The 25,077-nt window shown below is 64.9% G+C and carries 31 protein-coding genes and 1 tRNA gene; 17 read left to right on the forward strand and 15 right to left on the reverse strand.

Annotation, left to right across the window (positions count from 1 at the left end; genetic code table 11):
* Positions 1 to 111: 111 nt before the first annotated feature.
* On the forward strand, positions 112 to 822 hold the full coding sequence (locus tag B4F07_RS03600; RefSeq protein ID WP_293697654.1) for a hypothetical protein: 711 nt from the start codon (positions 112 to 114) through the stop codon (positions 820 to 822).
* Here the strand turns inward: B4F07_RS03600 and B4F07_RS03605 are convergent.
* The 5 genes from B4F07_RS03605 to mnmA all read right to left on the reverse strand — a co-directional run bounded on the left by B4F07_RS03605 (position 819) and on the right by mnmA (position 3,824).
* Positions 819 to 1,130 (reverse strand): hypothetical protein, encoded by a 312-nt coding sequence (locus tag B4F07_RS03605; protein ID WP_293697656.1) that lies wholly within the window; start codon positions 1,128 to 1,130, stop codon positions 819 to 821. The two genes, B4F07_RS03600 and B4F07_RS03605, sit on opposite strands and share 4 nt — an antisense overlap.
* A 75-nt stretch (positions 1,131 to 1,205) precedes the next feature.
* A complete protein-coding gene (locus B4F07_RS03610; protein ID WP_293697658.1) occupies positions 1,206 to 1,898 on the reverse strand; it encodes a DsbA family oxidoreductase in 693 nt (230 codons plus the stop codon).
* Positions 1,899 to 1,915: 17 nt separating this feature from the next.
* A complete protein-coding gene (locus tag B4F07_RS03615) occupies positions 1,916 to 2,062 on the reverse strand; it encodes a hypothetical protein (protein WP_293697660.1) in 147 nt (48 codons plus the stop codon).
* A gap of 106 nt (positions 2,063 to 2,168) precedes the next feature.
* Entirely contained in the window at positions 2,169 to 2,609 is a 441-nt protein-coding gene (locus tag B4F07_RS03620) for a hypothetical protein (RefSeq protein ID WP_293697662.1), read from the reverse strand.
* Between the two features lie 63 nt (positions 2,610 to 2,672).
* Entirely contained in the window at positions 2,673 to 3,824 is a 1,152-nt protein-coding gene (mnmA, locus tag B4F07_RS03625; RefSeq protein WP_414711674.1) for a tRNA 2-thiouridine(34) synthase MnmA, read from the reverse strand.
* Between the two features lie 132 nt (positions 3,825 to 3,956).
* Between mnmA and B4F07_RS03630 the strand changes: the two genes are divergently transcribed.
* The 3 genes from B4F07_RS03630 to B4F07_RS03640 all read left to right on the forward strand — a co-directional run bounded on the left by B4F07_RS03630 (position 3,957) and on the right by B4F07_RS03640 (position 5,101).
* The gene (locus B4F07_RS03630) at positions 3,957 to 4,337 is read left to right on the forward strand and encodes a hypothetical protein (protein ID WP_293697663.1); all 381 of its coding nucleotides are present in this window, start codon (positions 3,957 to 3,959) and stop codon (positions 4,335 to 4,337) included.
* 2 nt (positions 4,338 to 4,339) lie between these two features.
* Positions 4,340 to 4,639, forward strand: coding sequence for a DUF1153 domain-containing protein (locus tag B4F07_RS03635; RefSeq protein ID WP_088442398.1), 300 nt, complete (start codon positions 4,340 to 4,342; stop codon positions 4,637 to 4,639).
* Positions 4,640 to 4,825: 186 nt separating this feature from the next.
* On the forward strand, positions 4,826 to 5,101 hold the full coding sequence (locus B4F07_RS03640; RefSeq protein ID WP_293697666.1) for a hypothetical protein: 276 nt from the start codon (positions 4,826 to 4,828) through the stop codon (positions 5,099 to 5,101).
* A 224-nt stretch (positions 5,102 to 5,325) separates the two neighbouring features.
* On the opposite strand, the gene B4F07_RS03645 is transcribed toward B4F07_RS03640, so the two are convergent.
* The 3 genes from B4F07_RS03645 to lepA all read right to left on the reverse strand — a co-directional run bounded on the left by B4F07_RS03645 (position 5,326) and on the right by lepA (position 8,804).
* On the reverse strand, positions 5,326 to 5,973 hold the full coding sequence (locus B4F07_RS03645; RefSeq protein WP_293697668.1) for a GNAT family N-acetyltransferase: 648 nt from the start codon (positions 5,971 to 5,973) through the stop codon (positions 5,326 to 5,328).
* Between the two features lie 69 nt (positions 5,974 to 6,042).
* Positions 6,043 to 6,888, reverse strand: coding sequence for an alpha/beta hydrolase family protein (locus B4F07_RS03650; protein WP_293697670.1), 846 nt, complete (start codon positions 6,886 to 6,888; stop codon positions 6,043 to 6,045).
* A gap of 92 nt (positions 6,889 to 6,980) precedes the next feature.
* Positions 6,981 to 8,804, reverse strand: a complete 1,824-nt coding sequence (gene lepA / locus B4F07_RS03655; RefSeq protein ID WP_293697672.1) for a translation elongation factor 4 — start codon at positions 8,802 to 8,804, stop codon at positions 6,981 to 6,983.
* A 505-nt stretch (positions 8,805 to 9,309) separates the two neighbouring features.
* Here lepA and B4F07_RS03660 point away from each other — a divergent pair.
* Positions 9,310 to 10,518, forward strand: coding sequence for a DNA cytosine methyltransferase (locus B4F07_RS03660; RefSeq protein ID WP_293697674.1), 1,209 nt, complete (start codon positions 9,310 to 9,312; stop codon positions 10,516 to 10,518).
* On the forward strand, positions 10,508 to 11,428 hold the full coding sequence (locus B4F07_RS03665; protein ID WP_293697676.1) for a XamI family restriction endonuclease: 921 nt from the start codon (positions 10,508 to 10,510) through the stop codon (positions 11,426 to 11,428). Before B4F07_RS03660 ends, B4F07_RS03665 begins: the two co-directional genes overlap by 11 nt.
* Here B4F07_RS03665 and B4F07_RS03670 read toward each other — a convergent pair.
* The 3 genes from B4F07_RS03670 to B4F07_RS03680 all read right to left on the reverse strand — a co-directional run bounded on the left by B4F07_RS03670 (position 11,400) and on the right by B4F07_RS03680 (position 13,741).
* Positions 11,400 to 12,359, reverse strand: a complete 960-nt coding sequence (locus tag B4F07_RS03670) for a transposase (RefSeq protein ID WP_293697678.1) — start codon at positions 12,357 to 12,359, stop codon at positions 11,400 to 11,402. The two genes, B4F07_RS03665 and B4F07_RS03670, sit on opposite strands and share 29 nt — an antisense overlap.
* 161 nt (positions 12,360 to 12,520) lie before the next feature.
* On the reverse strand, positions 12,521 to 13,522 hold the full coding sequence (locus B4F07_RS03675; protein ID WP_293697680.1) for a HEAT repeat domain-containing protein: 1,002 nt from the start codon (positions 13,520 to 13,522) through the stop codon (positions 12,521 to 12,523).
* Between the two features lie 72 nt (positions 13,523 to 13,594).
* Positions 13,595 to 13,741: a hypothetical protein gene (locus tag B4F07_RS03680; RefSeq protein WP_293697682.1), complete on the reverse strand. Its 147-nt coding sequence runs from the start codon at positions 13,739 to 13,741 to the stop codon at positions 13,595 to 13,597.
* 163 nt (positions 13,742 to 13,904) lie between these two features.
* On the opposite strand from B4F07_RS03680, the gene B4F07_RS03685 reads away from it, so the two are divergent.
* Positions 13,905 to 14,852, forward strand: a complete 948-nt coding sequence (locus tag B4F07_RS03685; protein WP_293697684.1) for a WD40 repeat domain-containing protein — start codon at positions 13,905 to 13,907, stop codon at positions 14,850 to 14,852.
* A gap of 8 nt (positions 14,853 to 14,860) precedes the next feature.
* On the opposite strand, the gene B4F07_RS03690 is transcribed toward B4F07_RS03685, so the two are convergent.
* Positions 14,861 to 15,373 (reverse strand): DUF4402 domain-containing protein, encoded by a 513-nt coding sequence (locus tag B4F07_RS03690; protein WP_293697686.1) that lies wholly within the window; start codon positions 15,371 to 15,373, stop codon positions 14,861 to 14,863.
* Positions 15,374 to 15,468: 95 nt separating this feature from the next.
* On the opposite strand from B4F07_RS03690, the gene B4F07_RS03695 reads away from it, so the two are divergent.
* The 5 genes from B4F07_RS03695 (at position 15,469) to B4F07_RS03715 (ending at position 21,093) form a co-directional block, all read left to right on the forward strand.
* On the forward strand, positions 15,469 to 16,542 hold the full coding sequence (locus B4F07_RS03695) for a type III polyketide synthase (protein WP_293697688.1): 1,074 nt from the start codon (positions 15,469 to 15,471) through the stop codon (positions 16,540 to 16,542).
* Positions 16,539 to 17,252 (forward strand): methyltransferase domain-containing protein, encoded by a 714-nt coding sequence (locus tag B4F07_RS03700; protein WP_293697690.1) that lies wholly within the window; start codon positions 16,539 to 16,541, stop codon positions 17,250 to 17,252. Before B4F07_RS03695 ends, B4F07_RS03700 begins: the two co-directional genes overlap by 4 nt.
* Positions 17,249 to 18,346, forward strand: a complete 1,098-nt coding sequence (locus B4F07_RS03705) for an NAD(P)/FAD-dependent oxidoreductase (protein WP_293697692.1) — start codon at positions 17,249 to 17,251, stop codon at positions 18,344 to 18,346. The genes B4F07_RS03700 and B4F07_RS03705 overlap by 4 nt, the downstream gene beginning before the upstream one ends.
* A gap of 94 nt (positions 18,347 to 18,440) precedes the next feature.
* Entirely contained in the window at positions 18,441 to 18,848 is a 408-nt protein-coding gene (msrB, locus tag B4F07_RS03710; protein ID WP_293697694.1) for a peptide-methionine (R)-S-oxide reductase MsrB, read from the forward strand.
* A 175-nt stretch (positions 18,849 to 19,023) separates the two neighbouring features.
* Positions 19,024 to 21,093 carry a transglycosylase domain-containing protein gene (locus tag B4F07_RS03715; RefSeq protein WP_293697696.1) on the forward strand — a complete coding sequence of 690 codons (2,070 nt, stop codon included), beginning with the start codon at positions 19,024 to 19,026 and terminating at the stop codon, positions 21,091 to 21,093.
* 54 nt (positions 21,094 to 21,147) lie between these two features.
* On the opposite strand, the gene B4F07_RS03720 is transcribed toward B4F07_RS03715, so the two are convergent.
* A tRNA-Arg gene (locus B4F07_RS03720) sits at positions 21,148 to 21,224 on the reverse strand.
* Positions 21,225 to 21,282: 58 nt separating this feature from the next.
* Here B4F07_RS03720 and B4F07_RS03725 point away from each other — a divergent pair.
* Together B4F07_RS03725 and B4F07_RS03730 are read left to right on the forward strand one after the other, a co-directional pair.
* Positions 21,283 to 22,071 carry a queuosine precursor transporter gene (locus tag B4F07_RS03725; protein ID WP_293697698.1) on the forward strand — a complete coding sequence of 263 codons (789 nt, stop codon included), beginning with the start codon at positions 21,283 to 21,285 and terminating at the stop codon, positions 22,069 to 22,071.
* A gap of 3 nt (positions 22,072 to 22,074) precedes the next feature.
* Positions 22,075 to 22,470, forward strand: coding sequence for a hypothetical protein (locus B4F07_RS03730; RefSeq protein WP_293697700.1), 396 nt, complete (start codon positions 22,075 to 22,077; stop codon positions 22,468 to 22,470).
* Here B4F07_RS03730 and purQ read toward each other — a convergent pair.
* Positions 22,432 to 23,097, reverse strand: a complete 666-nt coding sequence (gene purQ, locus B4F07_RS03735) for a phosphoribosylformylglycinamidine synthase subunit PurQ (RefSeq protein ID WP_293697702.1) — start codon at positions 23,095 to 23,097, stop codon at positions 22,432 to 22,434. The genes B4F07_RS03730 and purQ overlap by 39 nt on opposite strands.
* A gap of 14 nt (positions 23,098 to 23,111) precedes the next feature.
* A complete protein-coding gene (gene purS / locus B4F07_RS03740; RefSeq protein WP_037513977.1) occupies positions 23,112 to 23,342 on the reverse strand; it encodes a phosphoribosylformylglycinamidine synthase subunit PurS in 231 nt (76 codons plus the stop codon).
* A 193-nt stretch (positions 23,343 to 23,535) separates the two neighbouring features.
* Here purS and B4F07_RS03745 point away from each other — a divergent pair, with 193 nt between their 5' ends.
* The 3 genes from B4F07_RS03745 to B4F07_RS03755 all read left to right on the forward strand — a co-directional run bounded on the left by B4F07_RS03745 (position 23,536) and on the right by B4F07_RS03755 (position 25,015).
* A complete protein-coding gene (locus B4F07_RS03745; RefSeq protein WP_293697884.1) occupies positions 23,536 to 23,709 on the forward strand; it encodes a (2Fe-2S)-binding protein in 174 nt (57 codons plus the stop codon).
* 99 nt (positions 23,710 to 23,808) lie between these two features.
* The gene (gene bfr, locus B4F07_RS03750; RefSeq protein WP_293697704.1) at positions 23,809 to 24,291 is read left to right on the forward strand and encodes a bacterioferritin; all 483 of its coding nucleotides are present in this window, start codon (positions 23,809 to 23,811) and stop codon (positions 24,289 to 24,291) included.
* Between the two features lie 304 nt (positions 24,292 to 24,595).
* The gene (locus B4F07_RS03755) at positions 24,596 to 25,015 is read left to right on the forward strand and encodes an addiction module antidote protein (RefSeq protein WP_293697706.1); all 420 of its coding nucleotides are present in this window, start codon (positions 24,596 to 24,598) and stop codon (positions 25,013 to 25,015) included.
* Positions 25,016 to 25,077 lie beyond the last annotated feature (62 nt).

Genomic DNA, 25,077 nt, shown 5'->3' on the forward strand with positions numbered 1-25,077 from the left:
GAAGTTCTAGCCTGATACGCCCGGCGGCGGCGTTCGATCCCGACCCGCCGACGAGCCGCCCGAAAGCCGTGCCGCTTCCCAAGCGCCGCGCAAAGGCCTAGCCTGTACATCATGCGCTTTCCCGCTGCCTTTGTCGCCATCCTGTTGCTCGCCTCGCCGCTGCCCGCGATCGCCTGTTCGGTTGCGCCGGGATACCGCGTCCCGACCAATGTCGAGCTGGTAGCCGACGCCGACCTGATCCTGCTCGCGACCGTGACAGACAGCGCCCTCGCGCCCGACGCCATTCCCGAACAGCGGATTACCGTCGAACCGATCGCCGCGATCAAGGGGGAGCTACCCGCCGGCCCACTCGCAATGCCGGGATGGATTGCAAGCGGCGCCGAAGCGATGCTCAGCAATCCTTACGAGCTCAAGGACGCCCATCCGCAAAGCCTCGCGGGTGCTTGCAACCGAATGAGTTTCCCCCGCGGCTCGCGCGTCCTGTTCTTCCTGAAATGGGAAGGCGATCACTGGCGCGCCGCAGGCGGGCCGTTCAGCCGCTGGGCCGAAGACGTGCTGACCGACGACGCCCCGTGGTTGCAGGTCGTCCGCCTCTATGCCGAGGCCGCGGCGCTGCCCCCCGGCGACCGCACCGCCTATCTGACCGCCCGCCGCGACGAATATGGCTCCGAGCGCGACAATCCGGTGGCGCAATTGATCGCGACGGACATCGACCGCCAACTCGCTGGCCCGAACAAGCCGCTGCGCGAAGACCTGCCCCCGGCGCCCGATGACGTTGACGTCTGGACGATCAGCACCAAAGGCGCCGAAGCTATCGATTAGGGCGAGCCGCGCGGTTCGTCGTCGTCGATGCCGCCGGGACCAAGTTCGCTATCTTCATCATCGTCGCTGCGCTCGCCGCGATAGGCGTCCATATCGATCTGACCCGAGCGTTCCATCTGGCGCATATGATCGACCAGATCCTGGACATCATCGCTGGGGTCGCCCGAACTGACCTTCGTGCTCTCCGGCAGCGGGCGTTCATGCCGTGCCGCTTCCGCCACGGTTTGCGCCTGCGCCTCTTCGTCGTCCTGCTCGCGGTTGATCGCTTCGGGGGCTTCGGAAACGGTATTGCGCGGGCTATCGGCCATGATCGGCTCCTTGAAAGGGGGGACGATCAGGGAAACGCGCCGCCGTGCCGACATGTTCCTTGGCGGGCGCCGCCATCAGGCTGCGGCGGCCAGCACCTTATTCTCGATGACGCGAATGAACACCTCGGGATCCTGTGCGCCGGGGATCAGCATCCGGCCATCGAGGATAAAGGCGGGCACGCCAGTGATATTCTGGTCGGCCCAATAGGCCTGCTCAGTGCGCACCATCTCGCCGAACTCGCCCGATGCCAGGATCGACTCGGCGCGGCCGCGGTCGAGGCCGACTGACGCGGCGACGTCGGCGAGCACCGCATGGTCGCTGACATCGCGATTGTCGGTGAAATGCGCCGCGAACAGCGCCAGCTTCAGCGCGGTCTGCACCCCGGTCGCGGCCGCCTGCTCGGGCTCTTCCAGCGCACCCGCCCACGTCAGAAGGCGGTGTGCATCGAAACTGTTGCGCATCCGGAAACCGGGACCGCGATTGAATGCAAAGCCGAGGTCAGCCGCAACGCCCGCCATCTTGCCGCTGTTGGCGCGGCTCTGTTCGGCGGTGATGCCATATTTGCGCATCACATGCTCGGCCGCATCCTCGCCCTCGGGCGGCATGTCGGGATTGAGCTCGAACGGATGCCACTGAACGCGGAAGTCCAGCCGGCTTTCGAAATGCGCCATCACGCTCTGGAATTTCAGCCAGCCGATGATGCACCATGGGCACATCACGTCGGACACAATATCGACGCTCACGCGCGGCACGCTCGGTTCAGCCAACGAAAATCTCCTGCCCGTCACGCCCCATCGGGTGACCGGCGATCCTTGCCCGTGCGCCGGTCGTCCTTGCGACGCTCCGGCCCCTTGAAATCGGGATCGTCGGCGACGCGCCTTTCGGCCGACCGCCTGTCCGAACGCGCCCGCTTGTCATCATCGGCTGTCATACGCCCCTCCACCAGAAAAGGAAAAGAAGCGACCCGGGCGCGATTTGGTCACAAAATGACTAAAAAGACAAGAACAGCGCCGTTTCCGGTTAGCCTGCGCACAGCTCTATGCCGCGATATTGTCCGGCCCCCCGGCGTTGAACGCGGAATCCTGGATCATCGCGGGTCGCGACAGCGCCCACCAACTCGCCAGCATCAACACGACCGTCAGTGCCTCAACGATCATCGCTTGGATGATGCCCCAATTGGTTGGGTCGCCCATGGCGGCGCCGATCAGACGGCCGACAAACGCGGTGCCGAACAGTGCCGCCGGCACCAGCAAGGCGCGCACCCAGATTGGAACCAAAGCCCCGATGACCGCGGCGCCCGACGCGACGATGAAAAAAGCCGACAGATCCGCGCGCAGCGTGTTGATCGCAACCCCGGTGATCGCAAAGTTGAAGGTCTCGGAATAGCTTGCCGGATCGAACAGTCCGCGCAAACCCACGATCGCAAAAAAGGCGGCCCACAACAGCACCGCGCCGCGCCAGATCCAGTTGGTCATCATTGTCTCCCCGTTTTCATCGTCCAAGCTGAACCAACAGGCGGGAATGTCAATGGTTGCACCGGCTTATGCAGCGTCGGCGGCAAAGGTCTCTTCGATCCAGCCGCCGCCCAGCACGCGGGTTTCGTCCGCCGCATCGTAAAGCACCGCGGCCTGTCCCGGCGCAACGCCATATTCGGCGTCGTTGAAGATCAGCCGGTCGCCGACCACGCGCGCCGGTACGGGCCGCGCCATGCTGCGCACCTTCGCGAATACCTCGCGGCCATCGACCGCCGCCAGCCAGTTCGCCTCGCCCAGCCGCGCCGCCGATACCGCAAGCGCGCGGCGCGGCCCGACGATCACCTGCTTGGCCGCGGAGTCAAGGCGGACGACATACAAGGGTTCGGCCTGTCCGCCGATCTCAATCCCGCGGCGCTGGCCGACGGTGTAGTGGATCAGTCCCTTGTGCGCGCCCAGCACCGTGCCATCGATATGGACAATCTCGCCCTGGTCATCGGCCTCAGGACGCAACTTGCGCACCAGTGTCGCGTAATCTCCGTCCGGGACAAAACAGATGTCCTGACTGTCGGGCTTGCCCGCAACACCCAGCCCCAGGTCGCGCGCGATTTCGCGCACGACACTTTTTTCCATCCCGCCCAGCGGAAAGCGCAGGAAATCGAGCTGATCCTGCGTTGTCGCAAACAGGAAATAGCTCTGGTCGCGCGCGGGATCGACCGCGCGGTGCAGTTCGGCACCGTTCGGTCCCATCATGCGCCGGACATAATGGCCGGTCGCAAGGCAGTCGGCTCCAAGCTCTTTGGCCAGCGCAAACAGGTCGGTAAACTTCACGCCCATGTTGCAACGCACGCAGGGGATCGGCGTCCGCCCGTTCAGATATTCGTCCGCAAACTGATCGATCACGGTGTCGCGAAACCGGCTTTCATGGTCATAAACGTGATGCGCAAAGCCCAGCCGGTCGGCGACCGCGCGCGCGTCTTTGATGTCCTGTCCGGCGCAGCAGGCGCCGACACGCTTCGCCTTGGCGCCATGATCATAAAGCTGGAGGGTGACCCCGATCACTTCGGCGCCTGACCGCGCCGCGAGCGCAGCGACCACGCTCGAATCGACTCCGCCCGACATCGCGACGACGATTCGCCGATCTTTCAGCGGCATCGCCAGCTGGAAGTCAGCCTGGGCAAGCCCGGCAGAAGAAATCATCGTCGCCATGATGCGCGTCATCTAGGGATGCCACGCCAAAAAAGCCAGCTTTTCCGACGCTCGTGTCAAGATATTGACGGGGGTTAAGCTTAGCTAACAAGGCATGAAATGGGCATTTACGTGACCTTAGGCGGTTCGCGCTAGACCGGCGTTATGAACATGGCCCCGTCCGAATTTCCGCGCCTTGCCGGTGCGGCCAGACTGTCGAAGCCTGGCTTTGACATCATTCTGGCCGTGTCCAGTGCGCGACAGGCTGCGCAGCCCACCGTCCGGCTGCTGGAGGCTGACGCGACGCGTCGGGCGCATGCTGCAACGCTTAACGCACTGCGACAGATGCTCGGTGCATCGCGCCGTCTGCCGGAACAAACAACGCCACATATCGTTCGTTTCTTCGACCTGTCGGACGGGGTGAACGCCTTGCCCGAAACTATGAACAGCCTGTTTACCAGAGGATTTCAGCCGATGTTGAGTCCCTCTGATTTAGATACAAATTCGTCGGACAAATTCCCCCCCGACGTCGAAACCATGGAATGAATATGATCGAGAATCAGAAAATCCGGCCGGCTCAGGTCATCGGCCCCCTCGGCGAACCGCTGACCATCGATTCGCTGCCGCCACCATCGACGACCCGCTGGGTCGTTCGCCGCAAGGCCGAGGTCGTCGCGGCGGTCAACGGTGGGCTGCTGAGCGTTGACGAGGCGTGCGAACGCTACAGCCTGACGCTCGAAGAATTTGCCAGCTGGCAACGATCGATCGATCGCAGCGGGATGCCAGGGCTGCGCGTGACGCGCATTCAGCATTATCGCGATTTGTACGAGCGCCAGCAGCGATTCTGATCGCGGTCGCGCAAAAAAACCCGACCAAAGAGGGCGCTGCGGCGTCCTCTTTTTTGCGTGCATCGCGCGCGATCCGACTGCGCGTTCCGAAAAATCCCACCCATTTCGGCTTTTTGACGGTTTCATTGCAACCCTATTGTTCACCCCGCGTTAAGCCCCGGAGTCAACTTTGGGAGTCACTCGATTATGCGTAAGATGTTCATTACCCTCGCCGCCACTTCGACCCTCGCTCTTGGCGCTTGCCAGAGCCCCGCTGCGGACAAGGTCGAAGATCAGGCCGAAGCACAGGCTGAAGTGATCGACGATCAGGCCGACGCCATGCCCGAAGGCCCCGCGAAGGAAGCCATGGAAAACAAGGCTGATGTCGTCGAAGAAATGGGCGAAGAAAAGGCCAACGCCATGGACGACAACGGCGAAATCGCTCCGTCGGAAACCGGCGTCGGCGACACGCAGAAGAAATAATACTGCCGTCCCTAAACAGGCAGGGTGGAGGGCGCTGGAACATGGTTCCGGCGCCCTTTGTCGTGGGTGGCAGCTTTATCCATCATGTCGAACCGCGTGTGACGCCCGTCACCACTTTGTAATCTTACCCCCGCTATGGGGGGCAGCGTGGCAGAGCGTTTTGGCGCTCTTGTGCCACGGCCAACCCTCCCGGCGCCGGTAGCGACCCCCGGCGGCGGGAGGGACTAGGCAGAACCTTTCGTACCGGGGTCGAGCGCGCGCAGCACGTCCTGCACCCCCGGCGCATCGGTGTCGGCGCGGAGCGCGGCGATCCCCGCCGCAACGCCGAGCCGATATTCGGCTACTCCGGCCGACTCACCGGTCCATTCGGCATTGAGCGATTTGACCAGTCGCTTCGCGGCGGCATTTTCCGACAATATATGGACGTCGAGCACCGCCAGCCCCTCCGACAGACAGTGGACAAGCAGCGCCGCGGTCATCATCCGCGCCAGCCCCTGCCCCTGAAATTCATCGACTACGGCGACCGAAAACTCGCCCGCGCGGCCGCCGTCGTCATAGCGCACCGCATGGACCGCGCCGATCGCCGGTTGCCCCTCGCATTCGGTGCAGATCGCTCCCCATGCGATATGGTGATGGCCATCGACATCGACCAGCCGCTCGATCACCGAATCGGGCAGGACCGGAACGGGCGAGAAAAAGCGAAGATAGCGCGATTCCGCGGACAATTTGGCGATGCCGTCGCGCAGCAATTGCTCATCGTCCGGCGTGATCGTGCGCAGGCACACGACGGTCCCGTCGTTCAGCGCGCTATGCACCGCGATATCCTCGATCGCCTTGGCTCGTCGTGGCGCCTGTCCGTCCGTCGCGGTCATCGCGGCCTCCCAGTTGGGCCATGATAGGCACCGCAAGCCCGGCTGGCAAATGCCGTTCGTTGCGGATCGTTATCGCGATGTGGGCGCAGCGACCGATCGGCCCAGCGCTGTCAAGATTGCGCCGCGCTGCTTCGCCCAGCTGACGCTGTCGGGCGCGATCAGTTCGACATGGCCCTCGCCGGCGGTTATTTCCATCGGCACCGTCACGCCGCGGCTTGCCATTGCGCTGCTGTAAGCGGCGCCGGTTGCGGGCGGGGTAACCCGGTCCCGGTCGTTGTTAAACTGCATCTCGCGCGCATTGCCCAGCGGCATTTCGGGCGGGGCGGTGCGGGCATAGTCGCCGCGCGCCATCGCTGCGGGGGCGTCAGCGCCGCACGCATGGCCGCTGCTTGCCGCGCCCGCGCGAAGGTCGGGCAGCCCACCCTGGCTGATGGCGAGGTCGATGCGGATCGGATCGGCGCCGCGCAGCGCATCGTCCGCCGCCAGCGCCGGGCGCCGCGCCAGCCACAGCGCGAGATGGCCGCCGGCGCTATGCCCGATGGCAATCCGGGTCCCGCCGGTGTCAAAGCCATGCTTCGCCCCCTCGACCATGAACATGTCGGCGGCGCGGGCGACGTCTTCATAGGTTCCCGGCATCCCGCCGCCGCGGTCGACGCCGCGATATTCGATGTTCCACACCCCGACCCCGTGCGACCGCAAATCGTCGGCGATCCAGTTCATGATGTCACGCTCGGCGACGGCAGTTTGCCAGCAGCCGCCGTGGATCATGATCACCGCGGGGTGCGGTCCGTTCCCCTTTGGCACCCAGACATCGACGATCTGTAGCGCGTCCTTGCCATAGCGGATCGTCGCGTCGGGCGCCGGTTTGGCGCGGGTCAGCAGGTCGGGCCAGGTCATGATCGGCTTGTCGCGCACCGCGCGCTCTCCCTTCACCGGTCCTACGACTGCCGGAGTGCAGGCTGCCAGCAGCAGCGCCAGCCCGACAACCGCATTTTTGCCAAGCCTGATCAGGCGTCGTCGCCCATCCGCAGCGCGGCGATGAACGCTTCCTGCGGAATGTTGACGTTGCCATATTCGCGCATCCGCTTTTTGCCCTCTTTCTGCTTTTCGAGCAGCTTTTTCTTGCGGGTCGCGTCGCCGCCATAGCATTTGGCGGTCACGTCCTTGCGCAGCGCGGCGATGGTTTCGCGGGCGATCACCTTGCCGCCGATCGCGGCCTGAATCGGGATCTTGAACATGTGGCGCGGGATCAGGTCCTTGAGCCGCTCGCACATGCCGCGGCCGCGCACCTCGGCGGTGCCGCGGTGGACGATCATCGACAGCGCGTCGACCGGCTCGTTGTTGACGAGGATGCTCATCTTCACGAGGTCGCCGGGGCGGTGGCCGATCTGGTGATAGTCGAATGACGCATAGCCGCGGCTGATGCTCTTGAGCCGGTCATAGAAATCGAACACGACTTCGTTGAGCGGCAGTTCGTAGGTGATCTGGGCGCGGCCACCGACATAGGTCAGGTTCTTCTGCACCCCGCGGCGGTCCTGGCACAGCTTCAGGATGCTGCCCAGATATTCGTCGGGGACATAAATCACCGCCTCGATCCACGGCTCCTCGATCTCGTCGATGCGGTTCGGGTCGGGCATGTCGGCGGGGTTGTGGAGCTCGATCTCCTTTGCCGCCTCGTTCTTCGTGTGGCCCAGCTTGAGCTTGTACACCACCGACGGCGCGGTGGTGATCAGGTCAAGGTCGTACTCGCGGGTCAGCCGCTCCTGGATGATCTCGAGGTGAAGCAGGCCGAGGAAGCCGCAGCGGAAGCCGAAGCCGAGCGCCGCGCTGCTCTCCATCTCGAAGCTGAACGACGCGTCGTTGAGGCGCAGCTTCTGGATGCTCTCGCGCAATTTCTCGAAGTCGTTCGCGTCGGTCGGGAACATGCCGCAGAACACGACCGGCTGGACCTCCTTGAACCCCGGCAGCGCCGCCGCGGCGGGGCGCTTGGCGTCGGTCACGGTGTCGCCGACGCGCGCCTGGGCGACGTCCTTGATCTGCGCGGTGATGAAGCCGATTTCGCCGGGGCCCAGCTCGGCGAGCTGCTCGATCTTGGGGGTGAAACAGCCGACGCGGTCGATCAGGTGGGTGGTCCCCGCCTGCATGAACTTGATCTGCTGCCCTTTTTTTAGCACCCCGTCGATGACGCGGATCAGGATGACGACGCCCAGATAGGGGTCGTACCAGCTGTCGACGAGCATCGCGGTCAGCGGCGCATTGGCGTCGCCCTTTGGCGGCGGGATGCGCGTGACGATCGCTTCCAGCGCTTCCTCGATCCCGATCCCGGACTTGGCCGACGCGAGCACCGCATTGTCGGCGGGCAGCCCGATGATATCCTCAATCTCGGCCTTCACCTTGTCGACGTCGGCGGCGGGCAGGTCGATCTTGTTGATCACGGGCACGATCTCATGGTTGTGCTCGATCGACTGATAGACGTTGGCCAGCGTCTGCGCCTCGACCCCCTGCGCCGCGTCGACGACCAGCAACGCGCCCTCGCACGCCGCAAGCGACCGCGACACTTCATAGGCGAAGTCGACATGGCCCGGGGTATCCATCAGGTTGAGCTCATAGGTCTCACCATCATGCGCTTTATATTTCAGGCGCACCGTCTGCGCCTTGATGGTGATCCCGCGCTCTTTTTCGATGTCCATATTGTCGAGCACCTGCGCCGACATTTCGCGCGCGGTCAGCCCGCCGGTGAACTGGATCAACCGGTCGGCGAGCGTCGATTTGCCATGATCGATATGCGCGATGATGGAGAAGTTACGGATGTGGGACATGGGCGTGGTCATGCGGGCGCGTTAGCAGGGGAAATGCGCGCTGTCAGCAGGCTCTTAAAGCCACAAAAGCCCCGCATAAGGGCATCGGATTTGTGTCCTTTGTGGCTTTAGCGATCCAAAGTTCAGGAAAGTTCAGCCCAATGAAACACCCGGCAAGCGCCGCCGAAGGTCGCAAAGGTCACCCACTATGCGCGCGGGCGGAACATCGCAAAGGTCGCGCGCGGGCGCGATGTTTGGCGCGCGGTGGAGCAGCAGATGGACGAGTCAAAGAGCCAGATCGCGAGGGTGGCATGGCGGAATATTGTAGGAAAGCGGTTTTTCGCGCGGAGACGCAGAGGGCGCGGAAGAGGAGAAGGAAGATTGCCTCACGCAAAGGCGCGATCAATCCGTTCAAATGCCAATTTTTTCGTTGATTTTCCGAAGCAAAATAATAGAACATACAATGAACATTGTAATGTCATCAATTTGATTTGTCACGCGACAGCCAAAGCGATATCAGGTGGAGAAAGGGGCTATAATGCGAAAAATCGGTTTTATCTCGTTGTTTTCGGGCGCTGGCGGCCTTGACATCGGATTGGAAGATTCGGGTTTTTCTTGCTTATATGCGGCTGACATCGACGCGGCCGCGCACGCTACGCTAATCGAAAACAAGCGACGCAATTCGACGCATTTGCAAGATGCGGTCGTTGAACGCGCGGATGTATCCCGAACAACCGGGAAAGAAATTCTCGACCGGATTGGTTGCGAGCGGGGGCAGGTTCCCCTTCTGGTTGGTGGCCCGCCTTGCCAATCATGGAGCAGCGCTGGCCATCAAAAAGGTTGGCTGGACCCGCGCGGCCAATTGTTCGATGATTTTGTCAGATTGGCAAGCGAGCTAGATGTTCGCTGGTTACTGTTTGAAAATGTGCGTGGATTGCTGACCGCCAGGGGGCCAGATGGTGTTCCCGGGTCTGCATTGGCTCTTATTAGAACGAAACTGTTGAAGGCAGGCTTTCAGACCCAAGTGGCGCTGCTCAATGCCGCCGACTACGGCGTGCCACAACGCCGCGTCAGGCTGGTGGTATTTGGGTATCGTATCGGCGACGAGATGGCTTTTCCTGACCCCACTCATTGCAAAGCGGGGACAGTCACGCCTTGGATGCCGATGAATGCAGCTTTACTGGCGGCGAATATGCTCGCCGAAGATGAAATCATCCGGCCAAATGAAAAATTGGGAGCGCAATTGAGCGCGCTCAAGCCCGGTACGGGAGTCAAGAGTCCGGGAAAGGCAGAGGCAACGCGCCCCGGCGGACACTGGGGCTATAAGCAAGGCGCCTTCATCGCGGACACGCGCTTGCCAGCTCGGACCGTCACCGCCAATCAACAACAAGATTGGATAATTGATCCCGAAATTGGGATCCGGCGACTGTGTCCGCGAGAATGTGCCGCATTGCAGACTTTCCCGCCTGAGTGGATATTTTTGGGCAAGCGAACGGACCAGTATCGCTTGATTGGCAATGCTGTTCCGCCGCGTTTAGCTCAAAAAATCGGGCAAGTACTTCACGCTCATATTTTGCGTTCTTGGGATGATCGTCGCATCGAGCCAGTTAAACTGGCACCACTTGCGTCAAAGCTGGAGGCGGCCATCAATTACACGGCCAAAGAAGAATGGCGAAATGGAGCTTCGCGGCGAGCAGCACCCGATCGTCGCCGTCGGGCGGCAGTAGGTACGGCATTTGCTGGATAATGCCGCGATCGACGCGCTGGGGCTGCATGAGCAATTACGACTTGAAGCCCGACAGCTTTATGAGGAGAGCCTCGTACCCGAAGAGGGAAGTGCCGATTGGCGAGAAGCGCTGACCGAAGCGCGTAAATTGATCGCCCACGCGCTGCGGGCATCTGATTATCTTTGCGATGTAGAGGGAGCTCTGGTCGCTTCGGGAAGCCATATGACGGTTCTTCGATCTCTGATGGCGCCGCCGACGAGCCAAGATCAGTTTAAGCTCATTTGCAGCAGCTGGCCCAAAAGTTCGGAAAAGTCGGGCGTCGGCATTAATCCTGAACGAGCCCAAATCGTCGCGGCGAGTTTAGCCAAATGGCTGTCGCCGCGCTTGGCTCCCTGGCTCCGGCACGGTCGCAAGCCCCATCTCCGTGAACTTTACGCATTAATGCTCGCGACGGCTCCGTTAATTGCAGCGCAGCGCGTGGCGACAGCACGGCGTAATCGGATCGCGCGCGTTCAAGAGCAAACGCTGATAGAGATGTTAGAAACGAGCGGCTGGGAAAAAATAGCAGCGCGAACGATTGATCAGCAAGGCGCTCTCAAACCGCGTCAATTTATGCACAAGGCGCGCTTTGCTAGCGGAGTTACGGGTCGAGCGGAGGTTGATATTGCACTTGGGCTGCGGAATGCGGTTGTTCTGGCACTCGAATGCAAAGTCACAAACGACGAGACGAATTCAGTCAAACGCATAAATGACGTGTCGAAAAAAGCGACGGCATGGCGCTCTCATTGGGGCAATTTTGTGCAGCCCGCCGCGTTACTCCAAGGCGTTATAAAATTGAGCGATGTACAGCGATTGCTCGACGAGAATGTGAAAGTATTTTGGTCTCATCGTTTGGACCTGTTCAACGATTGGCTCTCGACACAAGTTTAGTGCCGCTCTCGTTCGTAATCTTCCGCGCCAGCCACCGCCTGCAATCGTCCCTGACCCGCGCATCGCGGTCGCGCATCCCGCGCTCCAGCACCGCCGCTCTGCCCTCGCCCTCCGCGACCGCCGCCAGCGCGGCGATGGCGTTCGCACGAACTCTCGGGACGGGGTGCGTCTGGGCGACATGGTCGGCGATGCCCTGCGCCTCGGCGTTCAGGTGGACGGCGCAGCGCAGCAGCAGTTCGCCGCTGGTCAGCGTCGGGCGGCGGGCGATGGTGGGGGGCTGGCCCGCGCGCGCGCTCGCTTCGCGGCCCAGGTCGACGATATATTGGTCGCGCCAGGGGACATGCTCGCCCTCGTCCATGATGTTCAGGCTGACCGACAGGCTGGCGGGGGGCTGCTGGCAGTGGAGGTCGCGCTGGGCGCGATAGAGGAGCATCTGGCCTTCGCCAAGCTGGCTGCGGCCGGTGAAGGTCAGGTTGAGCGGCTCGCCGTGGCGGCCGTCGATCGCCTCTGGATCGACCTCATAATCGTCGCTGAGATAGCCGGGGCCGAAATAGCCGATGGTGAGGAAGTTGAAATTATGGTCGTGCGCGACGCCGTAGGAGAAGGCGGCGGCGCCGCTGCTCGCATAAGCGGCGTCGGTCGCGGCGGGCCAGATATTGGCGCGCAGATACCAGCCGCGCGGGCTGCGGTGGAGGAGGATGACCTGCGCCGAATAGCGGTTCGTGGGCTGTTGGTCGGCGGCGTCGGATTTGAGCGCGGCGATGAGGTGGTCGGCGAGGAAGTCGCGGTTGCGCTGGAGCCCGGCGAGGAGGGTGGCGCAGCGGTGGATGCTGGCCTCGTCGGTGAGGTCGACGCCGTGCTGGTCGAGGGTGGCGGTGACTTGCTCAAGGGTGAGCGGTAGACCGGGGGGCGGGGTTATCGGGCGGGGCATTGGGGGGCTTTCTGCTAGCCCCTCCCCTTCAGGAGTGGCGGGTAAACTGTCCCCCGGACAGTTTAGATCATGCCGGGGGCATGATCGACCCTGCCACTGGGTTGGGGTGGGGTCCATCGGCCTTGCGCTAGGCCGATGGACCCCACCCGCTGCGCCCCGGATCAAGTCCGGGGCTCGCTGCCCTCGCCTGAAGGGGAGGGCTTGTTAAACAGCGCCAGAGTCGCTTTTGCCGCGGCGCGCACTTCGGGGTGCGGGTCGCCCGCCGCCATCGCGGCGAGCGGGGCTCGGGCGGCGGTGGGGTTTAGCGCGATCAGTTCGCGCATCGCGTGCCAGCGGGCGGCGAAATCCTCGCTCTGCGTCTCGGCGGCGAACAGCGGCGCGGCGTCGGGGCGACCGAGGTGGCGGAGCAGGGTCAGCGCCATGGCGCGAAAGCTGCTGTCGCGGCAGGACGCGCTGACGTGGAGAAGGCGGCCGGTCGCGGGGTCGTAGCTGCGGATCGGGAGCGGCGACGGCGGCTGAACGGTGAGTTCGAGGAGGAGCGTGTCGCGCGCGCCGGGGATGAGCGAGACGCTTTGACGCGCGGTGTCGAGGTGGAGCGTCTCGCCGGTTTGCAGCGGGCGCGGCGAGGTGCTGTGGCACGGCGCGGCGGCGCGGGCGGTGAAGGCGCCGGCCTCCTCGGCGGGGGTGACCGCGACCTGGTGGAGGCAGAGCTGCGCGCCGCCGCTGGCGAGGATGTGGAGCGCGGCGCGGCCGGTGACGAAGATGGCGGGCGCGGGGGCCGGGGTGTGCGTGGCGAAGGGCCAGAGGCGGAGGGTCAGGCGGACGACGCCGCGATCGGCAAGGACCAGCCCGCCGGGGGCGCCGTCTGCCCCGCCGACTGGACGGAGCGGCGGGCGCGCGAAGGGGTCGGTGCGGAGCAGCGCGAGGGCGCTGGCAAGGCGGGCGGCGAGCCAGTCTGGGTCGGTGAGCCAGGGGAGGAGCGCGGCGATTGCGGCGTCGGGGCTGGCGTTGGCCTGCGCATCGATGGCGGTGAGCAGGCCGTCGGGGGTGGTGTCGGCGGCGGTCCACTTCGCGTCGAGGGCGCTCACCGCGGCGCGGATCGCGGTGCGGCGCGCGGCATCGGCGCGGGGGAAATGGTCGTGGCGCGAGTGGCGGGCGGGCATATTGGCAGGAGTGACAGGGCGATGGGCGGGAAAGGGCGGGTGGCGAAGCCCCTGCCCCTGCCCGCCACCCGGTCAGTCGTGAATGATCAGCGCGATGGTAACCGCGATCTCGAACACCGACGGTCCCGACGATACGCTTTCGTTGACGAGCGAACCGAACAGCCCGACCGCGGTGTCGAGCAGCGGCAGCGCGTCGATGTCGATGGCTGGCAGACCCATATTCCCCTCCTGATGTGACCGGCGGCGCGACCTGCCGCCGGGGGTCGAGGCTAGGTGGTGGTGCGTGGGGCGCCAGTTAACTTGTCGTAATGTCGCTGGTCGAAGGCGGCTTGCCCCGGCGGCGGCGGCGCATAGGATGGCGGAAACGAACCGGGAGATTGCCATGCGCCTTACCCTTGCCACCACCCTTGCCCTGCTGCTGGCCGCGCCGGTCGCCGCCGAAACGCTGCTGATCGGCAACAAGGGCGAGGATACGTTGAGCCTTGTCGCGCTGGCGTCGGGCGCGGAGCTGGCGCGGCTGCCGACGGGCAAGATGCCGCACGAGATCGCGGTGTCGCCCGACGGCAAGCAGGCGGCGGTGGTCGCCTATGGCGGGACGACGATCGACGTGTTCGACGTCGCGGCGCGGCGGAAGCTGAAGACGATCGACCTCAGCCCGAACCAGCGGCCGCACGGGCTGCTGTGGCTAAGCGACGGGCGGCTGGTCGCGACGACCGAGGGCAGCGAGTCGGTCGCGGTGGTTGCGGCGGACGGGACGGTGACGTCGATCGCGACGGGGCAAAAGGGGACGCATATGGTCGTCGTCGCGCCCGACAACCGCACCGCCTATACCGCCAATATCGGGTCGGGGACGGTGAGCGTGCTGGACCTGAATGCGGGGGCGAAGCTGCGCGACCTGGCGGTCGGTGGACGGCCCGAGGGGCTGGCGCTGGCCAAGGGCGGGCGCGAGCTGTGGGTCGGCGACCTCGATGCGCCGCGGGTGACGGTGTGGGATACCGCGAGCGGTGGGAAAGTCGACGAGAAAGCGGTCGATCCGGTGGCGATCCGGGTGCTGGCGAGCCCCGACGGCCGACTGATCGCGACGAGCAATATCGGCAAGGGCACGATCAGCCTGTTCGATGCAGAGACACGCGCGCCGGTGCGGACGATCGCGGTGTCGGAAGGCGATGCGGCGCGGCAAGTGACCTTGCTGTTCAGCCCGGATTCGAAGCGGCTCTATGCGGCGGAGACGGGGGTCGACAAGGTCGCCGAGATCGATGTCGCGAGTGGCAAAGTGCTGCGCCGTATTGCGGCGGGGAAACAGGGGGACGGACTGGCGATCGCGCCCTAGCGCGCGCCCTATTGATATTCGACGGTCACCGGGATCCGCCCGCGATAATCGCCGTCGTCGGCGCCGGTGATCTGCAACCGTCCGCCAAAGCGGAATTGCAGGCGGCCGTCGGGACCGAGGCGCGGCGCGGCGGACAGGTCGGTGCTGAGGTCGGTGACGCGCGCGGTGCCGCCGTGGCCGCCCTCCAGATCGACGCTGGCCGGCAGGATCACGCGCACTTCCGCGCCCGGGGCGCCGCGCACGGTGACGGTGCCGGTGAGCGCAAAGCCGCCGAGATCGACGACGTCGCCGCTGACACGGCGCGTGCCCGAGACGGGATCGACCGCGACCGCGCCGCCCATCGCGCCGACCGCGATACGCCCCATGTCGAGCCGGGTTTCGACCTCGACGCGCAGCGGCACCTCGGCCTCGCGCGCCGCCGCGCTGCCCGGCTTGTCGGGCGCGCAGAGCAGACACTGCGTCGCCGCGGCGGGCGCGGTGATAAATGTCAGCGCAAAAGCAAGGAAAAAGCGCAGTTTCACGGCTCTATGCATAGCCGCGCCATGGTTAACCCGGCGTAAAACGCCCGCGCCGCGAATCGCTGGCTAGTTTTGCGCTTTTCGGCCACAGATGCGCGATGACCACATCCGCGCCGTCCCCCCGGCTGAACGCGCTCGCCACCGCGGTGCCGGGCCACGATATCCATCAGGCCTTTATCGACTGGGCGACCCCGCGGCTGGCCGACGAGCGGGTGCGCGCGGTGTTTTCGCGGATGACCGCGCGGTCGGGGATCGACCATCGCTGGTCGGTGCTGCCCCCCACAGCAGGCGGCGGATCGCCGGTCGCGACGGGCGGCTTTTACGACGTTCCCGAGCTGCCGCCGACGTCGACGCGGATGCGGGCCTATGCCGACCAGGCCCCCGAGCTGGCGATGCAGGCGATCGCGTCGCTGGGCGATGCGTTCGATGTGGCACGGATCACCCATATCGTCGTCGCGAGCTGCACCGGCTTTGTTGCGCCGGGGATCGATCAGATCCTGGCGCGGCGGCTGGGCCTCTCTCCAACGGTCGAGCGGGTGCTGATCGGCTTCATGGGCTGTTACGCGGGGGTTACAGCGCTACGCACCGCGCGGCACATCGTGCGGTCGGAACCGCAATCGGTGGTGCTGGTGGTCAGCGTCGAGCTGTCGACGCTGCACCTGCAACTTGAAGACGCCCCGGAACCCTTGCTCGCGATGCTCCAGTTCAGCGACGGCGCCGCGGCGGCGATCGTCTCGGCCGACCCCGTCGGGTTCGCATTGGGCGAGGGCGCCAGTCTGGCACTGGAGGACAGCGCCGACCTGATCCGCTGGGAAATCGGCGACACCGGTTTTGCGATGCAGCTGTCGGGCGAAGTGCCGGGGCGACTGCGCGAAGCGTTGGCGGCGCCCGCGGTACGAAACCAGCTGTTCGGGGCCGGCGATCCGCCGCCGCTGCTGGCTGTCCATGCCGGGGGGCGCTCGGTGCTCGATGCGGTCGAGGCAGCGCTGGGGGTTCCGGCGGCAGCGCTGTCGGACAGCCGCGCCGTGCTCGCGCGCTTTGGCAATATGTCATCGGCGACGATCCTGTTCGTGCTCGCCGACATGATGGCGCGCGAGGCGAAGGGCGACGGGCTGGCGATCGCTTTCGGTCCCGGCCTTGCTGCCGAAGCGATCCGTTTCACCGCGGCATGAACCCCTTCACCAGCCTTCGCGCGCCGATGAGCGCCGAGGAGGAGATGGACGCGGCCGAACTGGCGCCGGAACGCTACGCCAAGGTGCTGGACGACCTGTCGCGGATCAATGCGCTGACGCTGGCGGCGCGCCCGACACTCGGCTTTCTCGATCGCGTCGCCGCGCGCGGCGTCGGCGCGCGGCCATGGCGCATTCTGGATGTGGGTTTCGGCAGCGGCGACATGTTGGCGCGGATCGACCGCTGGGGAACCAAGCGCGGCATAGCGCTTGAGCTGGTGGGGGTCGATCTCAATCCAAAAAGCCAGAGCGTTGCCGAACGCCGATTGGGCACGCGTGCGCGGCTGGTCACCGGCGATTATCGCGATCTGGCGGGGCAGGATTGGGACATCATCCTGTCTAGCCTGGTCACCCATCATATGAGCGTTGCAGAACGCACCGAATTTTTGCGCTTTATGGACGGTGAAGCCATGCGCGGCTGGCTGATCAACGACCTCCACCGCCAGCGCCTACCCTTTGCCGGTTATCCCTTGCTTGCGGCGCTGGCGCTGGTTGATCCGATCGTGCGCCGCGACGGTCAGCTGTCGGTCGGGCGCAGCTTTCGCCGCGCCGAATGGCAGGCGATGCTGAGGAGCGCGCTGCCCGCTACCGCGGCGACCGCGCGCATCTTTCGCAGCTTTCCGTACCGACTCTGTGTCGAGCGCATCCGATGACCGACGCGATCGTCATCGGCGCTGGACCCGCCGGAGCCGCTGCAGCGATCGGGCTGGCGCACGCGGGTGCCAAGGTGCTGCTGCTGGAACGGACGCGCGAGACCGGCGACGCGCTGTGCGGCGGGTTTTTGAGCTGGCAGTCGTTGGCGCGGCTCGATGCGCTGGGGATTGACCGCACGGCGCTCGGCGGACAGCAAGTCGGGCGGGTACGGCTGTTCGCCGGGTCGCGCTGCAGCGAGACGGCGCTGCCGCAAACTGCAATGGGGGTGTCGCGGCGGCGACTCGATACCGTTCTGCAAGCGGCGGCGGTCGCGGCGGGGGCCGATCTGCAGCGCGGGGTCCATGCGACAACGATCGACGGTGGTGCGGTCCAGACACGCGACGGCGCCACCCTGCTGGCCCCGTCGCTGTTCCTGGCGGCAGGCAAGCACGGGTTTCGCGGGCAACCGCGCGAGCCGGCCGCGTGGCAGCAGCACGACCCCGTGATGGGCCTGAGGCTGCGGCTGTCGCCCCACACCGCGCTCGACCGGCTGATCGACGATGCGGTCGAACTGCACCTGTTCGACCGCGGCTATGCCGGGCTGGTGCGTCAGGAGGATGGCAGCGCGAACCTGTGCCTTGCGACCCACAAGTCGCGGCTCGACGAAGCGGGCGGCGATCCCGCCACGCTGCTCCGCGCGCTCGGCAACGGGCATCCGTGCCTCGGCGAGCGGCTGGCCTATGCCGACTGGTCGGCTTCCATCGATGCGATCGGCCATGTCCCCTATGGCTGGCGGACTGCCGACACCCAACCTGGCCTGTTCCGCCTCGGCGATCAGGCGGGGGTCATCCCCAGCCTGGCGGGCGAAGGTATGGGACTGGCGCTCGCCAGCGGCGACACGGCCGCGGCGGCGTGGCGTCACGGCGGTGCAGGCGCCGCGCCCGCGTTCCAGCACGCGCTGGCGGCGCGCATGGCGCGGCCTTTTGCCATTGCCAGCGCCGTTTGGCGCGCCGGGGAGAATCGTCGCACCGCGGGCGTCTTGACGTCGCTGGCGTCCGCTTTTCCATCGCTTGTCCGTTGGATGTCACAAGCGACGCGAATCCGGGGCGGCTGACCCTCTCGCCCTTGCACGACCGCGGTTTCGATCCGATATTGGCGACAAGTGCGATGCGACCGACGACCGGCGCGCCGCGAAGGAGACAGCCATCATGACCGACCCGACCAACGCCAAGCCGCTCGACCCGATGGCGCATCACGTGCTGCGCGAGGGCGGCACCGAGCGCGCCTTCACCGGCAAATATACCGATCACAAGGGTGACGGCATGTATCGCTGCGCCGGGTGCGGCGAACCGCTGTTCGACAGCCGCACCAAATATGACAGCGGTTCGGGCTGGCCGAGCTACACCGCGCCTGCCGAGGGCGGCGCCGTCAAGGAATTGACCGACACCAGCCACGGCATGGTCCGCACCGAAGTGCGCTGCGCCAAATGCGAAGGCCACCTCGGCCATGTGTTCCCCGACGGTCCCGGACCGAACGGGCTGCGCTATTGCATCAACAGCGCGGCGCTTGACTTCGCGGGTCGCGGGCAGGATGACGCCAACACCGACGACGGATAACCAACCGTCGTCGAGGGGCTGACGTCAAACGGGCTGTCGCGACAGGGCGCAGCGAGGGAAGGAAACTATCGCTTTGCGCCGCGACCGACAGCCGTCATCGTCAGGAAAATCATCATCTTCGGGCGACCGGCCGCGCGCGCCCGACACGGCGGAGCCATCGCGCTTTCGTATCTGGATGCGGCGGCTTTTTCGCTGGGGCCTCGGCCTGGGCGTGGTCTGCCTTATCGCCCTGGCGGTGGCGGTCGGACTGGCCGTTCAGCGGATGCCGAGTTTTGAAGAGCTGAAGAAATCACCCGCTGGTCAGACGATCCGCGTCCGCGCCGCCGACGGCACCGTGTTCCTGTCGATCGGCCCCAATTATGGCCGCTGGCTGAGCTTGCGCGAAACGCCGCAGGTGATGCAGGATGCGATGGTCGCGGTGGAGGATCGGCGCTTTCGCTATCATCCCGGGCTCGACCCGGTGGGGATGGCGCGCGCCGCGGTGGTCGCGGTGGAGAATCGCGGCAGTGGCCGCCGCTTGCAGGGCGCCTCGACAATCACCCAGCAGCTGGCGCGCAACGTGTTCCTGTCGAACAGCTATGATTTCAAGCGCAAGGCGCGCGAGATGATCCTGGCGCTTGCGCTCGAATGGAAATTTTCGAAGGACGAGATCCTCGAACTCTATCTGAACAAGGTCTATTTCGGCGGCGGCAGTTACGGTATCGACGCCGCATCGCGCCGCTTTTTCGGGCATAGCGCCACCGAAATGTCCCTGTCCGAAGCCGCGGTGGTCGCCGGTCTTGTGAAAGCACCCTCGCGCTATTCGCCGACCGCCGATGCCGGTGCCGCATTGGGCCGCGCCGGAGTGGTGCTCAGCGTGATGGTCGATGCCGGGGTGATCACCCAGAGCCAGGCCGACAGCGCCGAACCCGCCAATGTCAAACTGGCGCAGGAAACCGGGCAGAACAGCGCGCGCTATTTCAGCGACTGGGCGCTGCCGCAGCTCGATCTGTTGATCGACGAGGGTAGCGAAGCGCTCGACGTCTATACGACGATTGACCTGAATATGCAGCGCGCCGCGACCGCGGCGATCCAGGCGAATACGCCCAGCGGCGTCCAGGGCGCGCTGGTCTCGCTCGACCGCGACGGCGCGGTGCGCGCGATGGTCGGCGGCAAGGATTATGTAACCTCCAACTACAACCGCGCGACGCAGGCGCTGCGTCAGCCGGGATCGGCATGGAAGCTGTTCGTCTATATGGCGGCGCTGGAGGCAGGGTATAAGGTCGACGATCCGGTGGTCGACGAACCGGTGACGATCAACGGCTGGTCGCCGCGCAACTCGTCGGGGCGCTTTGCCGGGACGATGGATCTGCGCAGCGCCTTTGCCTATTCGGTCAACACCGTCGCGGCGAAGCTGGGCGACGAGGTCGGCTTTTCGTCGGTCGCCAATATGGCGCGGCGCTTTGGCATCACCACCCCGGTCAACACCCACCCGTCGATGGTGCTGGGCAGCGCCGAAGTGCGGGTGATCGACATGGCCGCCGCCTTTGCCGCGGTGTCGCGCGGCGGCATTTCGGTGCAGCCCTATGGCATCACCAAGGTGACGACCGCCGACGGACGGCTGCTGTACCAGCGCCCCGCCGAGCGCGGACAGGTGCTGGTCGACAATTGGGTTGCCGCGGGGATCACCGACCTGCTGCAGACCGCGGTCAACACGGGTACCGGTCGCGCCGCGCAGATCGGGCGGCCCGTTGCGGGCAAAACCGGCACGACGACGAGCAACAAGGACGGCTGGTTCCTCGGCTTTTCGAGCGGGCTGACCACCGGCGTATGGATGGGCCGCGACGATGCGAAAGCGGTCGGCGGGCTGCAAGGCGGCCGCGCCCCCGCGCAGGCCTTTGCCGATTATATGCGCGTCGCGGTCGCGCGGCGCCCGGTCGAGGCGTTCGACACCGAGGTCGTGCTGCCCGAATGGCAGCTGGAGGACGAAGGCGAGGCCTATATGGGCGAGCCCGGCGAAGGCGGGCTGGTCGATGAAAATGGTATGCCGATCGAACTGCCATATGACATGCGCCCACCCGAAGAAGCCGCCCCACCCCCGCCCGAAGAGGGTCCGGTGCTCGATCAGCAATGGATTGAGGAGCAAACCGGACGGCGCGGGTCCGGCGACACCGGCGCAGCCCCCAAAAATGGTGGTCAGCCAAAAATGGCCCCGCCAACGGTGAAAGCGCCGACGCAGCGCCCGCCACCCGCCGAGTTTAATTAGAGTCGAGTTCGCAGCGGGCGCAGCGGGCGCAGCGATAATTTGGCGGATTGTTGATGGCGCGCCCGGCAGGATTCGAACCTGCGACCACCCGCTTAGAAGGCGGGTGCTCTATCCAGCTGAGCTACGGGCGCCCGGAGGCGCGAATAGCGTGGTTTGCTTGGGCTGCAAAGCGGGTTAAGCAGCGGGCCGATGACTGAATCGCCGCCGCCCTCGTTCACACCCGCCCGGACATCCGCCGCGGCCGTCCATCATTTTCGCTATTATGATCTGGTCATGGCGGCGTTCGTCACCGTCCTGCTGCTCAGCAACATCATCGGGGCGTCGAAGCTGTCGACGCTCGGCGGGTTGACCTTTGGCGCCGGGATCCTGTTTTTTCCGATCGGCTATGTCATCGGCGACGTGCTGACCGAGGTTTATGGCTATGCCCGCGCGCGGCGGGTGATCTGGGCCGGTTTTGGCGCGCTGGTGTTCATGGCTTTGATGAGCTGGGCCGTGCTGGCAATGCCGCCCGCGCAGGATTGGTGGTGCAGCGGGACCGAAAGCCTGACCCTGACGTCGGGCGAGGCCAGCGGCAGCGGCGCGGTGTGCCAAGCGACGTATGAGAGCGTGTTCGGCAGCGCGTGGCGGATCGTGCTCGCCTCGATCCTCGCTTTCTGGGCGGGCGAGTTTGTGAACAGCTATGTCCTGGCACGGATGAAGGTCGCGACGGGCGGACGCTTTTTGTGGATGCGGACGATCGGATCGACGATCGTTGGCCAGGGGATCGACAGCCTGATCTTTTACCCGATCGCCTTTCTCGGCATCTGGGAAACCGAACAGGTGCTGCTGGTGATGGTCACGAACTGGGCACTCAAAGTGGCGTGGGAAGCGGCGCTGACCCCGGCAACCTATGTCGTGGTGGGTGCGTTGAAACGCCGCGAAGGTGTCGATGTGTTCGACGAAGGCACCGACTTTACGCCATTCGCTGCCAAGGTTTGATCCATGACCCTCATCGAAATCGCCTCGCTGTTCGGCGAACGCAAGGCTTCGCTGGTCGAGTTAAGCGGGCTCGATAAAGACGCGCTGCACATTTATTTCGGATTGACGCTGTTCCTGCTCATTCGCCTGGTCTGGCGGTGGCGGGGGGGTTGGATCGTCGCATGGCTGGCAGTATTGGCGATGGCCGTTGGCGGCGAGTGGCTCGACATGACGCGCGAGATGGGCGATTCAATGCTCCAACCCGACGCCGCGCATTGGCACGACATCTGGAACACCATGTTTTGGCCCACCGTGCTGCTGCTCGTCGGACGCTGGCTGCAACCGCATGCCAAAGAGGCCGCGGTGACAGTGGACGAAATGTCAGGCGAGAACGCCGAGCGCCGCTTCGAACAGGCGTAGCCCATCAGTGCCGCCGTGCGCGCGGTCAATCGCGCGTTCGGGATGCGGCATCATGCCCAGCACATTGCCCGCGTCGTTGAGGACGCCCGCGATAGCGCGCGCCGACCCGTTGACGCTGTCTGCGTAACGGAACGCGACGCGCCCTTCCCCCTCGATCCGGTCGAGCGTTGCGGTGTCGGCGAAATAATTGCCGTCGTGATGCGCGACAGGGATGTTGATTTCTTCGCCTGCCTTATAGCTGGCGGTGAACAGCGACTGGCTGTTCTCGACCTTCAGCGGCACCGTACGGCACACGAAGTTGAGACCCGCATTGCGCATCAGGGCGCCAGGCAGCAACTGCGCCTCGGTCAGTACCTGGAAACCGTTGCACACGCCGAGCACCGGCACCCCGCGGCCAGCGGCATCGGCCACCGCGCGCAGGATCGGCGAGCGCGCCGCCATCGCCCCCGAGCGGAGGTAATCGCCATAAGAAAAGCCGCCGGGGAGCGCGATGAAGTCGGTCCCGTCGGGCAGTTCGGTCTCGCGGTGCCACACCATCGCGGGGGCGCGGCCGGTAACCTGTTCCAGCGCGACCGCCATGTCGCGGTCGCAGTTGGAACCCGGAAAGACGATGACGGCGGTCTTCATGGTCGGAGCTCCTGTTACGGGCGTTCGATGCGGTAGTTTTCGATCACCGTGTTCGCGAGCAGCTTGGCGCACATCGCGTCGAGATCGGCATCGCTGGTCCCGTCGGCGACGTCGAGTTCGATGAAACGTCCGGCGCGCACATCGGCGACGCCGCCAAACCCCAAGCCTTCGAGTGCATGATGGATCGCCTTGCCCTGCGGGTCGAGAACCCCCGGCTTGAGCGTCACATAGACATTCACTTTCATGGGCGCGGACCTTTGCAAGCGGGGTGCGGGAGGATGGGCGCGCCTATGCCCGCGAATCACTGTGGGGGCAAGGGGCGGCGGGACACGGAAGCGGTGAAAAATGCCGCAGTTCAGACTGCGAACCAGTCGCATCTTTCCTGTTGCGAATCCCTCGCACTATCCCTACACCACAGTTGTTGAGAAGGATTCGCACATGGTCGTCTGTGTCTGCAACGCAATAAGGGAAAGCCAGCTTCGCGATGTCGCGCGAACCGGCCAGTTGCGCTGCGCCAAGGCCGCCTATGCGCAATTGGGTCGCAAACCCAAGTGCGGCCAATGCCTGCCTTTCGCTCGCAATATCATCAGCGACGTCACCGCTACCGCCTGATTTTTCTTGGTTTTCCGCCATTTTTGACCTTGGCCTGACGGGGCCGGGGCGCGTATAATGCGCCCATCCCATTCCAAGATAAAATGACAGGACGACAGCATGAAGGGCGACGAAAAGGTCATCGATTTTCTGAACGAGGCGCTCAAGAACGAGCTGACCGCGATCAACCAGTACTGGCTCCATTACCGGATGCTCGACAATTGGGGGGTCGCGCGGCTGGCCAAGTTCGAGCGCGAAGAATCGATCGACGAGATGAAACACGCCGATCAGCTGGCCGACCGCATCCTGTTTCTGGGCGGTCTGCCCAATTTCCAGATGCTGGGCCGCCTGCGCGTCGGCGAGACGGTCGAGGAAATCCTGAAGGCCGATCTGGCGCTGGAGGAAGAAGCGATCCCGTTGCTAAAGGACGCGATGGCGCATAGCGAGAGCGTGCGTGACTATGTCAGCCGCGACCTGTTCGGGTCGATCCTCGAAAGCGAAGAACATCATGTCGACGAGCTGGAAAAACAGTTCGAGTTGATCGAACGCATGGGGATCGAGAATTATATCCAGCTGCAGTCGAGGCCGTCGGGCGAGGATTGAGATTCATCGTCACCCCCGCGCAGGGTGCCGGGAGTCACGTGCCTCCCGACACGGCCGCAGGCGGCATTTTCCGGCGCCGCTGCATAAACCGATGACGGCCCCCGCCTGCGCGGGGGCGACGCGACGGAAAATCCCACGGTTATCAGAGGCGCTTTCGGGCGCCTCTTTTTTCGCTTGCACTTGCGATTAATTCTCAATAGCAAGGTGAGGCAGTCCCCTCCTGCCGGTCGCTGCCCTATGCAGTGACCGGCATCTTTTTCGACAGCGGAGACAGAGGACGGCACTGCCGGGAGACGATAGAACCATGCAAAGCAGCACCCTGATCCGGCAACTGACTCAGCAACCGCTGATCCGCGACTTGTCGGTCGAAGCCGCGCAGGCGGTGCTGGCGCTGCGCTATTGCATCGTCTGTCGCCGAGGCGACCGCGACCCGATGCCCGAGCTGGAGCGGCGTTGGGGCAATATCCTCGCGGCGCGGCGCTATCGTCTGGTGGTCGAGGCGATCGGCCACAGCTGGCCCGACCCCTTTGCCGTCGCCCCGCCCTGCTGCCCGCGCGCGAGTTTCGACGAGGCGCTGCTGGCGAACATGGTCAACGCCGTGGCGCAGGGCGACCGGGTGCATTTTGATGTGCTGACCGCGGAGATGCTGGGGAGCGATGCGCGCGAGATGATCTTTGTCGCGCTGGAAAATTTCATCCGGGCGCGGGCGCCGGGGCGGGATTAGGGGAGAACGGCTATGGGTGGATTCCCGACCTTCCCTTATTCGTCATCCCGGCGAAGGCCGGG

The sequence above is a fragment of the Sphingopyxis sp. UBA6723 genome (assembly GCF_002454115.1).
In the GTDB taxonomy this organism is placed as follows: domain Bacteria; phylum Pseudomonadota; class Alphaproteobacteria; order Sphingomonadales; family Sphingomonadaceae; genus Sphingopyxis.

What these genes read in the sequence shown, in the direction of transcription:
- purS (WP_037513977.1), bottom strand. Translation starts at nt 23,342, where the DNA reads ATGAAAGTGAATGTCTATGTGACGCTCAAGCCGGGGGTTCTCGACCCG.
- B4F07_RS03670 (WP_293697678.1), bottom strand. Translation starts at nt 12,359, where the DNA reads ATGCCCCGCCCGATAACCCCGCCCCCCGGTCTACCGCTCACCCTTGAG.
- B4F07_RS03645 (WP_293697668.1), bottom strand. Translation starts at nt 5,973, where the DNA reads ATGACCGCGACGGACGGACAGGCGCCACGACGAGCCAAGGCGATCGAG.
- B4F07_RS03725 (WP_293697698.1), top strand. Translation starts at nt 21,283, where the DNA reads ATGACTGAATCGCCGCCGCCCTCGTTCACACCCGCCCGGACATCCGCC.
- B4F07_RS03605 (WP_293697656.1), bottom strand. Translation starts at nt 1,130, where the DNA reads ATGGCCGATAGCCCGCGCAATACCGTTTCCGAAGCCCCCGAAGCGATC.
- msrB (WP_293697694.1), top strand. Translation starts at nt 18,441, where the DNA reads ATGACCGACCCGACCAACGCCAAGCCGCTCGACCCGATGGCGCATCAC.
- B4F07_RS03600 (WP_293697654.1), top strand. Translation starts at nt 112, where the DNA reads ATGCGCTTTCCCGCTGCCTTTGTCGCCATCCTGTTGCTCGCCTCGCCG.
- B4F07_RS03730 (WP_293697700.1), top strand. Translation starts at nt 22,075, where the DNA reads ATGACCCTCATCGAAATCGCCTCGCTGTTCGGCGAACGCAAGGCTTCG.
- B4F07_RS03680 (WP_293697682.1), bottom strand. Translation starts at nt 13,741, where the DNA reads ATGGGTCTGCCAGCCATCGACATCGACGCGCTGCCGCTGCTCGACACC.
- purQ (WP_293697702.1), bottom strand. Translation starts at nt 23,097, where the DNA reads ATGAAGACCGCCGTCATCGTCTTTCCGGGTTCCAACTGCGACCGCGAC.
- B4F07_RS03705 (WP_293697692.1), top strand. Translation starts at nt 17,249, where the DNA reads ATGACCGACGCGATCGTCATCGGCGCTGGACCCGCCGGAGCCGCTGCA.
- lepA (WP_293697672.1), bottom strand. Translation starts at nt 8,804, where the DNA reads ATGACCACGCCCATGTCCCACATCCGTAACTTCTCCATCATCGCGCAT.
- B4F07_RS03695 (WP_293697688.1), top strand. Translation starts at nt 15,469, where the DNA reads ATGACCACATCCGCGCCGTCCCCCCGGCTGAACGCGCTCGCCACCGCG.
- bfr (WP_293697704.1), top strand. Translation starts at nt 23,809, where the DNA reads ATGAAGGGCGACGAAAAGGTCATCGATTTTCTGAACGAGGCGCTCAAG.
- B4F07_RS03635 (WP_088442398.1), top strand. Translation starts at nt 4,340, where the DNA reads ATGATCGAGAATCAGAAAATCCGGCCGGCTCAGGTCATCGGCCCCCTC.
- B4F07_RS03620 (WP_293697662.1), bottom strand. Translation starts at nt 2,609, where the DNA reads ATGATGACCAACTGGATCTGGCGCGGCGCGGTGCTGTTGTGGGCCGCC.
- B4F07_RS03675 (WP_293697680.1), bottom strand. Translation starts at nt 13,522, where the DNA reads ATGCCCGCCCGCCACTCGCGCCACGACCATTTCCCCCGCGCCGATGCC.
- B4F07_RS03660 (WP_293697674.1), top strand. Translation starts at nt 9,310, where the DNA reads ATGCGAAAAATCGGTTTTATCTCGTTGTTTTCGGGCGCTGGCGGCCTT.
- B4F07_RS03755 (WP_293697706.1), top strand. Translation starts at nt 24,596, where the DNA reads ATGCAAAGCAGCACCCTGATCCGGCAACTGACTCAGCAACCGCTGATC.
- mnmA (WP_414711674.1), bottom strand. Translation starts at nt 3,824, where the DNA reads ATGACGCGCATCATGGCGACGATGATTTCTTCTGCCGGGCTTGCCCAG.
- B4F07_RS03700 (WP_293697690.1), top strand. Translation starts at nt 16,539, where the DNA reads ATGAACCCCTTCACCAGCCTTCGCGCGCCGATGAGCGCCGAGGAGGAG.
- B4F07_RS03640 (WP_293697666.1), top strand. Translation starts at nt 4,826, where the DNA reads ATGCGTAAGATGTTCATTACCCTCGCCGCCACTTCGACCCTCGCTCTT.
- B4F07_RS03715 (WP_293697696.1), top strand. Translation starts at nt 19,024, where the DNA reads ATGCGGCGGCTTTTTCGCTGGGGCCTCGGCCTGGGCGTGGTCTGCCTT.
- B4F07_RS03615 (WP_293697660.1), bottom strand. Translation starts at nt 2,062, where the DNA reads ATGACAGCCGATGATGACAAGCGGGCGCGTTCGGACAGGCGGTCGGCC.
- B4F07_RS03630 (WP_293697663.1), top strand. Translation starts at nt 3,957, where the DNA reads ATGAACATGGCCCCGTCCGAATTTCCGCGCCTTGCCGGTGCGGCCAGA.
- B4F07_RS03745 (WP_293697884.1), top strand. Translation starts at nt 23,536, where the DNA reads ATGGTCGTCTGTGTCTGCAACGCAATAAGGGAAAGCCAGCTTCGCGAT.
- B4F07_RS03685 (WP_293697684.1), top strand. Translation starts at nt 13,905, where the DNA reads ATGCGCCTTACCCTTGCCACCACCCTTGCCCTGCTGCTGGCCGCGCCG.